The sequence below is a fragment of the Solibacillus sp. FSL W7-1472 genome (assembly GCF_037969775.1).
Taxonomy (GTDB): Bacteria; Bacillota; Bacilli; order Bacillales_A; family Planococcaceae; genus Solibacillus; species Solibacillus silvestris.
Map to the genome: position 1 here is coordinate 977,256 of NZ_CP150208.1, position 13,132 is coordinate 990,387.

General features: G+C 41.1%; 13 protein-coding genes. All 13 read left to right on the forward strand.

Features of this window, described 5'->3' with window-relative positions; genetic code table 11:
* Window positions 1-113 precede the first annotated feature (113 nt).
* Complete coding sequence (locus MKY07_RS04675; RefSeq protein WP_339263955.1) at window positions 114-1,007, forward strand: diacylglycerol kinase family protein; 894 nt, start codon at window positions 114-116, stop codon at window positions 1,005-1,007.
* Window positions 1,008-1,466: 459 nt separating this feature from the next.
* Window positions 1,467-1,829, forward strand: coding sequence for an Asp23/Gls24 family envelope stress response protein (locus tag MKY07_RS04680; RefSeq protein ID WP_008403339.1), 363 nt, complete (start codon window positions 1,467-1,469; stop codon window positions 1,827-1,829).
* A gap of 18 nt (window positions 1,830-1,847) precedes the next feature.
* Complete coding sequence (locus MKY07_RS04685) at window positions 1,848-3,494, forward strand: DAK2 domain-containing protein (protein ID WP_065216446.1); 1,647 nt, start codon at window positions 1,848-1,850, stop codon at window positions 3,492-3,494.
* Between the two features lie 313 nt (window positions 3,495-3,807).
* Window positions 3,808-4,470, forward strand: a complete 663-nt coding sequence (sdaAB, locus tag MKY07_RS04690) for an L-serine ammonia-lyase, iron-sulfur-dependent subunit beta (protein WP_008403337.1) — start codon at window positions 3,808-3,810, stop codon at window positions 4,468-4,470.
* Between the two features lie 11 nt (window positions 4,471-4,481).
* Window positions 4,482-5,402: an L-serine ammonia-lyase, iron-sulfur-dependent, subunit alpha gene (gene sdaAA, locus MKY07_RS04695; RefSeq protein ID WP_008403335.1), complete on the forward strand. Its 921-nt coding sequence runs from the start codon at window positions 4,482-4,484 to the stop codon at window positions 5,400-5,402.
* A gap of 324 nt (window positions 5,403-5,726) precedes the next feature.
* A complete protein-coding gene (recG, locus tag MKY07_RS04700) occupies window positions 5,727-7,766 on the forward strand; it encodes an ATP-dependent DNA helicase RecG (RefSeq protein ID WP_008403334.1) in 2,040 nt (679 codons plus the stop codon).
* Window positions 7,767-7,834: 68 nt separating this feature from the next.
* Window positions 7,835-8,254, forward strand: a complete 420-nt coding sequence (locus MKY07_RS04705) for a VOC family protein (protein ID WP_008403332.1) — start codon at window positions 7,835-7,837, stop codon at window positions 8,252-8,254.
* A 116-nt stretch (window positions 8,255-8,370) separates the two neighbouring features.
* Window positions 8,371-8,943 (forward strand): transcription factor FapR, encoded by a 573-nt coding sequence (fapR, locus tag MKY07_RS04710; protein WP_008403331.1) that lies wholly within the window; start codon window positions 8,371-8,373, stop codon window positions 8,941-8,943.
* Window positions 8,940-9,935 (forward strand): phosphate acyltransferase PlsX, encoded by a 996-nt coding sequence (gene plsX / locus MKY07_RS04715; protein WP_014824512.1) that lies wholly within the window; start codon window positions 8,940-8,942, stop codon window positions 9,933-9,935. Before fapR ends, plsX begins: the two co-directional genes overlap by 4 nt.
* 25 nt (window positions 9,936-9,960) lie before the next feature.
* Window positions 9,961-10,914 carry an ACP S-malonyltransferase gene (gene fabD / locus MKY07_RS04720; RefSeq protein WP_339263957.1) on the forward strand — a complete coding sequence of 318 codons (954 nt, stop codon included), beginning with the start codon at window positions 9,961-9,963 and terminating at the stop codon, window positions 10,912-10,914.
* Complete coding sequence (fabG, locus tag MKY07_RS04725; protein WP_008403328.1) at window positions 10,905-11,651, forward strand: 3-oxoacyl-[acyl-carrier-protein] reductase; 747 nt, start codon at window positions 10,905-10,907, stop codon at window positions 11,649-11,651. Before fabD ends, fabG begins: the two co-directional genes overlap by 10 nt.
* A gap of 278 nt (window positions 11,652-11,929) precedes the next feature.
* A complete protein-coding gene (acpP, locus tag MKY07_RS04730) occupies window positions 11,930-12,166 on the forward strand; it encodes an acyl carrier protein (RefSeq protein ID WP_008403327.1) in 237 nt (78 codons plus the stop codon).
* Window positions 12,167-12,369: 203 nt separating this feature from the next.
* Window positions 12,370-13,131 carry a ribonuclease III gene (gene rnc, locus MKY07_RS04735; RefSeq protein WP_008403326.1) on the forward strand — a complete coding sequence of 254 codons (762 nt, stop codon included), beginning with the start codon at window positions 12,370-12,372 and terminating at the stop codon, window positions 13,129-13,131.
* The last annotated feature ends 1 nt before the right edge of the window (window position 13,132 follow it).

The following is a 13,132-nucleotide window of genomic DNA, read 5'->3' on the forward strand; positions in this document are numbered from 1 at the left end:
TTACATAACCTTTCAAGAAAAAAACCTTTACACCCCATTTTGCTTAATCGGGATTAAAAACTTCCTGGAAAAGGTAATGTACTATATAAACTAATTATTTGGGGGAAATATTTATGAAAAAGTGTATGGTCATCATCAACCCATCTTCAGGGAAAGAAAAAGCAAGTGAGTATGAAAAGAAAATTATCGGACAATTACATAATTATGAAGTCATTGTAAAAGAAACAGAAGGTGAGAAGGATGCAACCCGCTTTGCTAAAATGGCATGTGATGAGCAATATGATGCGGTCATTTTAGTCGGCGGAGACGGTACACTAAATGAAGGGATCAACGGAATTGCCGAGCAGCCTCACCGCCCTGTTGTGGGAGTTGTTCCATTAGGTACAGTCAATGATTTTGCGCGTGCATTGGACATATCGCTTGATCCTGATGAGGCGATAGCGTTACTTGGCGGAAAAACAACAAAAGCGGACATCGGGAAAGTGAACGATCATTATTTCACGAATGTCATTGCAATCGGATTATTGGCAGAAGCGGTTGGTGACGTGTCGGTAGAGCAAAAAACATCTCTTGGATCGCTCGCCTATTTATTTGAAGGAGTGAAAGCGGCCATTCAAAATGACTCCTACGAAATGGAAGTAACGGCAGATGGACAAACGTATAAAGAAAATATGATGCTCTTCATATGTGTATTAACCGATTCCGTCGGAAGCTTCCGCCAACTAAATGAAGATGCCGATAAATCAGACGGCCTCTTGCACGGGTTTATTATTAAAAGTACGAGCACACTACAAGTAGTAGGGACGGCTAAAAATTTGCTTACAGGCAATTATGAGGACGATGACAATATTATTAAATTGAATGCACGTGAAATGCATATAAAAGCGACTGAAGCATTTCAGCTGAATGTTGACGGAGACTTAATCAGCCAACTTCCGGCAAAAATATCCATTTTGCATAATCATATCGAATTTTTCGCGGTTAATAGTGGGACTCGGCCAAGATAGGTACGTAATAAATAGTCGGTTGGCAGCTAAGCATATGGAACAGAAGGCGGCGACTCCTGTGGGATAAGCGTGACGGCCGATATACCGAAAGAGCGTAGCGGTGAGGAATGGCCCACGCCCGCGGAAAGCGTCAGCCTGTAGTGGAATGTGCGGATAAACATATATTTCGGTATTGAGCTAAAATAGTCAGTGATATGTTTCAAAAATGCTTCCTTGTATAACAACTGAAAATTGTCGAATACTCTAATTAGGTTGTGCAAAAAAAAATATGATGTTGTTTTGCATTCAGTGGGGATAAAGAACCTAACTAATTGAAATTTCACTTTATTGAAAGATTAAAAATAAAGAGAAATTCAAAAAAACGACTTCAGGCTAGACGTAGATGAACGTTTTCTTTTATAATCGACTTTTGTGTAGTACAATATAAATTAGTCAAATAGAGCCAAGGGGGCATTCACTATGTCAGTAGAATTAAATAACGAATTCGGTCATATTGATATATCCAATGATGTTATTGCTCAAATTGCTGGTGGAGCAGCGATTGAATGCTATGGCATTGTAGGCATGGCATCAAAACATCAGATTCGTGATGGATTAACAGATATTTTACGAAAAGAGAATTTTGCAAAAGGTGTGCTCATTCGCCAAGAAGGTGATGACTTACATATTGATATGTACATTATTGTAAGCTATGGTACGAAAATTTCTGAAATCGCTTATCAAGTACAATCCAAAGTAAAATATACAGTAAATAAAACATTAGGTATGAGCGTTAAATCAGTTAATATTTTTGTTCAAGGCGTTCGTGTTGCGAACGTGTAAGAGGAGGAAATGAATCGAATGAAGTCTTTAGACGGAATTAAATTTGCTGAAATGGTACAAATGGGTGCACATCACCTATACCAAAATGCAGCATATGTAGATTCGCTAAATGTATTCCCTGTGCCGGATGGTGATACAGGGACAAATATGAATTTATCAATGACATCTGGTGCAGATGAAACAGAAGCCAATGTAAGTGCACATATCGGTAAAACAGCTCAGGCTTTATCAAAAGGCTTACTAATGGGCGCACGCGGAAATTCAGGCGTAATTTTATCGCAGTTATTCCGCGGGTTCGGTAAAGCGATTGAAAAAGAAGCTGAAATCGATGCAAAAGGCTTAGCGAACGCATTCCAGGCTGGCGTAGATACTGCCTATAAAGCCGTTATGAAACCAGTGGAAGGGACAATCTTAACGGTTGCTCGTGAAGCGGCGGCAAAAGGTGTGGAAGTTGCTGAAACAGAAGAAGATATGATTGTCTTGATGGAAGCGTTTATCGAGGAAGCAAAACAATCATTAAACCGCACGCCGGATCTTTTACCTGTATTAAAAGAAGTAGGCGTTGTCGATAGTGGCGGCCAAGGTTTACTGTTCGTTTATGAAGGATTCCTTGCTTCTATGAAAGGCGAGCCATTACCGGAAAAAAATGAATCTTCACTGGATGATTTAATTAGTGCAGAACATCACCGTGTACAAGACTTCATGGACACATCTGACATCGAATTTGGATACTGTACAGAAATCATGGTGCGTTTCGAAGAAGACAAAGCGCCTTTTGATGAAGACGAGTTCCGCCAAGAGTTGAATCCGATGGGCGACTCATTACTGGTCATCTCGGACGATGAAATTGCAAAAGTACATATACACTCGGAAACTCCAGGTGCCGTACTTGCAGCGGGTCAAAAATATGGTAGCTTAATTAAAATTAAAGTAGACAACATGCGTGAACAGCATTCTGCGATTGTCAACGATGCACCACAAGCACCTGCGAAACAGCAAAAAACAAAAGTACCATATGCGATTGTAACGATTGCAATGGGTGAAGGTGTATCCAATCTTCTACGCTCGATCGGTGCTTCTTATGTAATTGAAGGCGGACAGACGATGAACCCTTCTACAGAAGATATCGTAAAAGCGGTAAAAGAAATTGGTGCAGAGCGAGTACTAATTTTACCGAACAACAAAAATATCATTATGGCGGCAGAGCAAGCAGCTGAACTTCTGGAAATTGAAGCAGCGGTTGTGCCGACAAAAACGATCCCTCAAGGAATGGCAGCTATTTTAGCATATAATCCTGCCGAGTCAGTTGAAACGAATAAGGCGAACATGACACAAGGCTTTGCACATGTAAAGACTGGTCAAGTAACATTTGCCGTGCGTGATACATCGATCGACGGTGTTGAAATCCGTAAAGATGATTATATGGCATTAGCTGAAGGTAAAATTATTTTATCGACTCCTGAAATGATGGATGCAGCTAAAAAAGTGCTTGAAGGATTGATGGATGAAGATTCAGAAATCATCACAATCATTTATGGTGAAGATGCAACAGCTGAACAAGCCGAAGAATTACAAAACTTTATCGAAGAAAATTATCCGGATGCTGAAGTGGAAATTGTTGAAGGTAAACAATCCCTTTATCCGTTCATTTTATCTGTAGAATAAAATAAATAGTGAAAGCAGTGTGTACTTTCAAGTATGCACTGCTTTCATTATGTTTAAGTGTCTTAAGCGGGCGCTTCGGTAATAAACCCAAAATTTGCGGTATTTACAGTAGTGAGACCTAATCGGTGGGAAATAAGGGGAATGATTCTATTGATTTATCCATCTAACCGCTTAATTGTCAGCGTTAACTTATGGAGTTTAATCCTCATTATGGTTATTATTCTGTTTTTACAACAAGAAGTTTGTTAATTGCAGAAAAAATGAGTACACTAGGAGTAAATGAAAGTATAAAAGAATATGGGGGGATAACTTTATGAAATTTACTTCGGTTTTTGATATTATTGGACCTGTTATGATTGGTCCGTCCTCTTCACATACAGCAGGGGCAGCACGTATTGGACGTGTTGCACGCGATTTGTTTGGACGTCAGCCGAAATGGGCGAAAATTTATTTATACGGTTCTTTTGCCGAAACATACCGCGGTCATGGTACGGATGTGGCAATTATAGGTGGATTACTAGATTACGATACGGATGATGAACGGATTAAAACTTCTTTTGCTGAAGCGGAAAAAGCAGGCTTACAGTTTGAGTTTATTCCTGAAACAGCCAATAAAGAGCATCCGAATACTGCGCGCATTTTAATGGGCGATGATGAATCGGAAATGAGCGTTGAAGGTATTTCAATTGGTGGCGGTAAAATTGAGATTAGCGAAGTAAATGGCTTTAAGCTGCGTCTGACAGGCGGGATGCCGGCAATTCTGGTTGTGCATGATGACCGTGCAGGCTGTATTGCAAACGTGGCGAACTGTTTGGCCATGCATGATGTCAATATTGGACATATGGAAGTATCGCGTATTGAACGTGGATTAACGGCTTTAATGGTAATTGAAGTCGATCAAAATATAGATAAGCGTCTGTTAGAGCAAATCTCATATATTCCACATATTACGAAGGTATCGAAAATTAATAACTAGGGGTGACAAATATGGATGTTTTATTCCGCAGTGTTCGAGAGTTAGTGGAGTTGGCTGAGAGAGAAGGAAAGCTTATTTCCGAGTTAATGATTGAGCAGGAAATGTTAATTACAGGTCGCTCTCGTGAAGATATTTTTAAACAGATGGACCGCAACTTAACGATTATGGAAGAAGCAGTAGAGCGCGGCTTAAAAGGTGTACAATCCGTAACAGGTTTAACAGGTGGCGATGCTGTACTCATTCAAAATTATATTAAAAAAGGCAATACATTAGCCGGAGACCTTTTACTTGATGCTGTCAGCAAAGCTGTCGCAACAAATGAAGTGAATGCGGCAATGGGTACAATTTGTGCGACTCCAACAGCAGGTTCAGCGGGAGTAGTTCCGGGGACATTATTTGCAGTTCAAAATAAATTAAATCCGACACGTGAACAAATGATTCGATATTTATTCACTTCGGGAGCATTTGGATTTATCGTTGCGAACAATGCTTCGATTTCAGGTGCAGAAGGCGGCTGTCAGGCAGAAGTCGGCAGTGCATCGGCAATGGCGGCGGCAGCGATTGTAGAAATGGCTGGCGGAACAGCGCAGCAAAGTTCGGAAGCATTTGCCATCACGCTGAAAAATATGCTCGGATTAGTATGTGACCCGGTTGCAGGCTTAGTGGAAGTACCTTGTGTTAAACGTAATGCAATGGGTGCATCCAACTCATTAGTCGCAGCGGATATGGCATTGGCAGGTGTAACAAGCCGCATTCCATGTGATGAGGTAATCGGCGCAATGTACCGAATCGGTCAGGCAATGAGCCCGAACTTGAAAGAAACAGCGCGAGGCGGTTTAGCCGCAACACCAACTGGCAAAGCGATTACCCATGCAATCTTTGAAGGCGGAGACCTGAAAAGCCTGCTCAAATCTCGTGTAGGCAGTAACTAATGTTTGTTTATTAATATAATAATTTAATAAGGAAATTATCTCTTTGTTATAATATTGCATTGAATTAATAAAAAATTGAACACAAATTTTTGTGTTCTTTTTTTAGTTTATGAGAGAACGTATGCACCCATTTTATGATATTGTTAAACTATAAAGTGAAACTTCAATCAGAGGGGTCATACCCCACTGATTATAAGGAACACAAGCTAAAATCGTCACGTCCTGTGACAACGCTTGTGTGACCAACATCGTGTCGGCCCGAACCAATCGGGCTTTTACTACCCGTTAATGCGGGATAAATAATTCGTAAAGGAAGTGTCGACAATGATTCATGAGCCAGTTTCACAATTAAAGGGAATCGGAAAAGAAACAGCCGAAAATTTAATGAAAATTGGCATCGAGACAATCCATGACTTGATTTGGACATTTCCATACCGCCATGAAGATTTTCGATTAAAAGATTTAACTGAAACACCGCATAATGAGCGTGTGACGATTGAAGCCCGTGTCGAAAGTGAACCGACCGTATTATTTTTAGGGAAAAATAAATCCCGACTACAATTTACGGCTCTTGCAGGAAGACATTTAATTAAAGTTGTGTTTTTCAATCAAAATTATTTGCGGCAAAAAATTTCAACTGGCGGCATCATAACCGTTACCGGTAAATGGGATCGCGGACGTCAAGTTATTGTCGGATCGTCCGTGACATTCGGACCGAAAACAGAACAAGTGGATTTTGAGCCTGTTTATAGTTTAAAGGGGAATATTCAGCAAAAGCGCTTCCGTAAATATATGCGCCAGGCGTTGGATACTGTGAAGGAAGAACTGCCTGAAACATTGCCAAATTATCTGCGTGAAAGCTATCAGTTAGTTAATATTCAAGAAGCGCTCGAAGGGGTGCATTTTCCGCTAAATGCAGATCATGCAAAACAGGCCCGTCGCCGTTTCGTATATGAGGAATTACTGCAGTTCCAGCTGCGTATTCAAGCCCTAAGAAAAGCGAATAAGGAAAATGAGAAAGGAATTTCCGTTCGCTTTGATCTGGAAAAATTAAAAGCATTTATAACGACATTGCCATATGAGCTTACAGGTGCCCAAAAGCGGGTTGTCAATGAAATTTGCAAAGATTTGTTATTGCCGCAACGTATGAATCGTCTGCTTCAAGGTGATGTAGGATCTGGAAAGACTGTCGTGGCAGCGATCGGACTATATGCAGCTGTAACGGCAGGATATCAAGGGGCTCTAATGGCGCCGACCGAAATTTTAGCAGAGCAACATGCAGAAAACCTGCATATGTGGTTTGATCCGATTGGCGTTAAGATAGCATTATTATCGGGCTCGACAAAGACAAAGGCACGCCGTGAATTATTGGCACAACTTGCAGCAGGAGAAATCGATATTCTTATTGGGACACATGCACTCATTCAGCCGGATGTTGAATTCAAGAAGCTAGGATTTGTCATAACGGATGAACAGCATCGTTTTGGTGTAGAACAACGTCGTGTACTGCGTGAAAAAGGCGAAAATCCGGATGTACTGTTCATGACCGCAACACCTATTCCGCGTACATTAGCCATTACAGCTTTTGGTGAGATGGATGTTTCGATTATTGATGAGTTGCCTGCCGGGCGTAAAGAGATTGAAACGCATTGGCTGAAAAAAGAACAGCTGAACAGTGTGCTGATGCGCATGACCCAAGAACTTGAAGCAGGCCGCCAAGCGTATGTCATTGCGCCGTTAATCGAAGAATCCGATAAACTGGATGTGCAAAATGCAGTGGAAGCATACGAACAATTGAAGGCGTATTTCGGCACCCGTTTTGAAATCGGCCTGATGCATGGTCGACTGCATTCTGACGAAAAAGATGCGGTCATGCGAGCATTTAGTGATGGGGAAATTCATGTGCTTGTATCGACAACTGTTGTCGAAGTTGGGGTAAACGTACCAAACGCGACATTCATGACAATTTATGATGCCGAGCGTTTTGGTTTGGCGCAGCTTCACCAGCTGCGTGGACGTGTTGGTCGTGGAGAACATCAATCCTATTGTGTGCTGATTGCCGATCCGAAAACAGATGAAGGAAAAGAACGTATGATGAGTATGACCGAGACGAATGATGGTTTCCGCCTAGCTGAAAAAGATTTGGAGCTGCGAGGATCAGGGGATTTCTTCGGAAAACGGCAAAGCGGGTTGCCGGAATTTAAATTGGCCGACCTTGTCCATGATTACCGGGCTCTTGAAACGGCAAGACAGGATGCCGAGAAAATGCTCTATGATGAAGCATTCTGGAAAGATCAGGAATATGAATTTTTAAGAGAAGATTTAACGGCTTCTGGAGTTATGCAAGGAGAACGAATCGATTAAACGGTTAGAACCTGTAATTGGTGGAAAACTATTTAGGCTACTTAAAAATGCTGAAAAGAGGTAATAAGATGGGAAACATGTATCCGTATTTTGTGTTAAACGGACGAGCAAAAGAGGCAGTAGTGTTATATGCAGAACTGTTTAATGCCAAAAGTGTAACGATTTCAACATTTGGAGAATTACCGCCAAATCCTGAACACCCTATTCCGCCAGAAGCAAAAGATTTGGTCATGAATGCACAAATTGAACTGGAGGAAGGTCAAATGATGTTTTCCGATACGTATCCGGGCTCTCCGCAAGTGACGGTAGGGGACAATATCAGTATTGCCTATACGTCAAAAGACGAGCAGGAAATCCGATTTATTTTCGATGGTTTAAAAGAAGGCGGAAAGATCGTAATGGAGTTACAGGAGACCTTTTGGAGCAAGTGCTATGGGCAAGTAACAGATAAGTTTGGTGTGCTGTGGCAGCTAAGCTTGGAAGCTTAAGATTTCAAGGACGCAACAAAAAGTTGTTGCGTTCTTTTTTTTATACATGTATATTGATATTAGTACCAAGTGCTAATACTAATCTTTTAGAAAATTAAAGGTAGGTAACAAATACGATGAAGCGTTCCAAAAAAGAGCGACAGTCGTTATTGACTGAACAGATCGCAGACAATCCTTTCGTGACAGATGAACAATTAGCAGCTGAATTTAATGTGAGCGTTCAAACAATTCGATTGGATCGCATGGAACTCGCTATTCCGGAATTGCGTGAACGTATTAAAGATGTTGCTGCTAAAAAATATGATGAAGTAAAATCGTTGCCACTTGATGAGGTCATCGGTGAAATTATTGATATAGAGCTGGATAATCGGGCAATTTCAATATTTGATGTTGGAGAAGAACATGTTTTCCAGCGCAACGGCATAGCGCGCGGTCACCATTTATTTGCACAGGCCAATTCTTTGGCGGTTGCAGTAATTGATGATGAGCTTGCCCTTACTGTAAAATCAAATGTAGCTTTCGTAAAGCCGGTTCGTGCAGGCAATCGTGTCGTAACGAAGGCTGTTGTAAAAGGGAAAAACCCTGATAAAAACCGTACATTTATCGAAGTGACTTCTTCCGTTGATAATGAAGTAGTTTTCAAGGGAGAGTTTGAAATGTATCGGATGAAAGGTGAAGAAACAACATGAAAATAGCAGTAGATGGTATGGGCGGAGATAACGCACCACAGGCAATCATAGAAGGAGTCTTTATGGCGCTTGAAGATTTTCCGAAATTAACGATTGATCTATATGGCGATGAACAGAAAATGGCGCCATATTTAAAAAATCACGAACGCTTAACGGTTATTCATTGTAGTGAAGTTGTAGAGGCAGAGGACGATCCGGCACGCGCAGTACGCCGCAAAAAAGATTCTTCAATGGCTCGTATGCTGGATGCAGTTGCTGAAGGAAAGGCGGACGCTTGTTTATCGGCAGGGAATACTGGTGCCTTAATGGCAGGCGGACTTTTCAAAGTAGGACGTATTGATGGAGTAGCGCGTCCTGCATTAGCAACAACTTTACCGACAATGAATGGCGACGGCTTCCTTATGCTTGATTTAGGTGCCAATGCAGATGCAAAACCTGAAAACTTATTACAGTACGCAATTATGGGAGATATTTATGTGAAGCAAGTTCGCGGTCAAAAAGCACCTCGAATTGGATTATTAAATATCGGTACTGAAGATAAAAAAGGGAATGAATTAACTAAAGCGTCATTTACATTATTAAAAGAAGCGGACTTTAACTTTGAAGGCAATGTAGAAGCACGAGAATTGCTGAATGGGGTCGCTGATGTGGTCGTAACGGACGGGTTTACAGGCAATATGGTGCTGAAAACAATCGAAGGTACGGCAGGCACGGTATTCAAAATGTTGAAGGAAGCGTTATTTGCTACGACAAAAACGAAAATTGCTGCTGCATTAGTAAAGAATGATTTAAAACAGCTAAAAGGTAAAATGGACTATACAGAATACGGTGGGGCGGCTTTATTCGGCCTGAAAGCACCTGTTATTAAAGCACATGGTTCATCGAATGCACGTGCGATTTACAGTGCGATTCGTCAAGCGACAATTATGGTAGAGCATAAAGTATGCGAAACAATTGCCGAAAAAATCGAGCAATTGCCAAAGCCAGAATAAGCGTATTTACAAAGGGGATTATCAAATGACAAAAATTGCTTTTATTTTTCCAGGACAAGGTTCACAAACTGTAGGGATGGGTGCGGAGTTTGTTGCGAATGATGAAGTAAGCAAACAGTATTATAAACGAGCGGACGAAGTGTTAAACCTTCCATTGTCGGACTATATGTTAAACGGTCCACAAGAAACATTGACACTGACATACCATGCTCAGCCGGCTTTATTGACATCAGGGGTGATGATCGCAAATAAGCTGATTGAAGCTGGTATTGCACCGCAATATACTGCGGGACATTCATTAGGAGAGTACAGTGCATTTGTCATTTCAGAAGTAATTGATTTTGAAGATGCAGTTCAAACGGTTCATAGACGGGGTGTATTTATGGACGAGGCAGTACCTGCAGGTCAAGGCGCAATGGCAGCTATATTGGCGTTAGATGGAGAAAAACTAGACGCCATTTGCCAGCAAGTATCCGCTGAAGGAGAAGTCGTTCAAGTAGCGAACTTCAACTGTCCGGGCCAAATTGTGATTTCAGGGACGAAACAAGGTGTTGACGAAGCATGTAAAAGAGCGAAGGAAGCAGGAGCAAAACGAGCTTTACCATTAGTCGTAAGCGGTCCTTTCCATAGTTCATTAATGCAGGAAGCGGCACATAATTTAAAGAATACGGTAGCAAATTTACCATTACAGGAACCAAACATTCCGGTAATGAGCAATGTGACTTCAGAGCTCTTAACAACTGTTGAAGCGATTAAAGAAGAAATGGTAGCCCAAGTAACAAGCTCAGTACAATGGCAACAAAACATTGAAAAGCTTATTGCTGAAGGGGTAACGGTCTTTATCGAGTGCGGACCAGGAAAAGTATTATCAGGCTTAGTGAAAAAAATTGACCGCAATGTACAAACATACTGTGTATATGATGAGGCGAGTTTGACACAAGTTGTTGAGGCATCAAAGGAGTGGAAACAATGGGTTTAACAGGGAAATGTGCTGTCGTAACAGGGGCATCCCGTGGCATTGGTCGCGCGATCGCATTACAATTGGCAAGTGAAGGGGCAAAAGTCGTTGTCAATTATAGCGGGAGCGAGCAAAAGGCGCAGGAAGTTGTAGAAGAAATTAAAGCAAATGGCGGCGAAGCAATTGCCGTACAGGCGAATGTGGCAGATACGGATTCTGTACAGAATTTAATGAAAACAGCGCTTGATACGTATGGTTCGATCGACATTTTAGTAAACAATGCGGGCATCACTCGCGATAATTTATTAATGCGTATGAAAGATGACGAATGGGATGATGTCATCAATACGAATTTAAAAGGTGTTTTCCTATGTACAAAAGCTGTTACGCGTCAAATGATGAAACAGCGTGCAGGTCGCATCATTAATATTTCTTCTATCGTTGGGGTTGCCGGAAATGCTGGACAGGCTAATTATGTAGCGGCAAAAGCGGGTGTGATCGGTCTGACGAAAACAACTGCACAGGAGCTTGCGTCTCGTAATATTTTAGTCAATGCAATTGCACCAGGTTTTATTACAACGGAAATGACGGAAGGCTTACCGGAGGATTTGAAAGAAGGTATGCTAAAACAAATTCCGTTGGCAAAACTAGGTCAACCGGAAGATATCGCAAAAGCTGTCGTATTTTTCGCATCAGATAGTTCCAACTACATTACAGGCCAAACGCTCCAAATAGACGGCGGCATGGTAATGGCTTAATATAATTGAAATATAAGCCATCTAGTTGATTGGAGTGAAGGGCCGAGTGTAGCTGCCGGCGATGCCTTTCGCTACAAGCGAGCTTCCTGCGGGATAAGCGTGATGCCTGAGACAAGGAACAAAAGCTAAGAGCGCCACGTCCTGTGGCAACGCTTTTGTGACCAACATCGTGTTGGCCTCACGCCCGTGGAAAGCGAGCTCTAATTTCGCTTGTTAGTAGTAGAAAGCATTGTTAGTGATATTATTAAAGTAGCATGCATTGAGGGGAGGTGACTGATTTGTCTACAGTATTTGAGCGTGTTTCAAAAGTAGTCGTTGACCGTTTAGGCGTTGACGAAAGCGAAGTGAAATTAGAAGCATCATTCCGTGAGGATTTAGGTGCAGATTCATTAGACGTTGTTGAGTTAGTAATGGAACTTGAAGATGAGTTCGATATGGAAATTTCTGATGAAGATGCAGAAAAAATTGCAACAGTTGGTAATGCAATTTCATACATCGAAAGCAAAATTAGCTAATTCATTTATAAAACACCAGGCTGTACTAAGTCACAACGACTTTTGTACAGCCTTTTTTACGTCTGAAAATTTCGTTAAATTGCCATTTCTATTGGGCTGAATAAATATAGTGAAATTTGATAGGTTTTTGACTGATACCCTTTGCACAATGCTATAGAACAAGGTAAACTAAACGATAGAAACTAGAAGGAAGGCAGAATTACATGACCTATAGAAAAAAAGGGAACAACCAGAAACCCGGTGTACTCCCTGAAAAAGTAAAATCACAATTTGAAATTTTAGAAAACGAAATGAACATTCATTTCCAGAATAAAGATTTATTATATCAAGCATTTACACATTCATCTTATGTGAATGAGCATCGCCGCAAATTATTTACGGACAACGAACGATTAGAATTTTTAGGGGACGCTGTATTAGAGTTATCTGTATCAAAATATTTATTTGAAAAATTTCCGCATATGAGCGAAGGGGAACTTACGAAATTACGTGCATCAATCGTATGTGAGCCATCACTAGTTGTTTTTGCGAACGAATTGAACTTCGGACAATTTGTATTATTAGGTAAAGGCGAAGAATTAACAGGTGGTCGTGAACGTCCGGCATTGCTTGCTGACGTATTTGAATCATTTGTCGGAGCCCTTTATTTAGATCAAGGTTTAGAAGTTGTTGTCGCATTTTTAGAACGTGTCGTATTCCCTAAAGTTGAAGTCGGTGCTTTTTCGCATGTGATGGATTTTAAAAGTCAATTACAAGAAATTATTCAACAAACAAATAACGGCCTTTTAAATTACGAAATAGTTGATGAAAAAGGTCCAGCACATAATCGAACATTCGTTTCACGCGTATTGTTAAACAGCCAAGAGTTAGGTATTGGCCGTGGAAAATCAAAGAAAGAGGCTGAGCAGCAAGCAGCGCAAAGTGCCATGCTAATGCTTAAGCAGTCAAAGCAAGAGGAGGAATAAC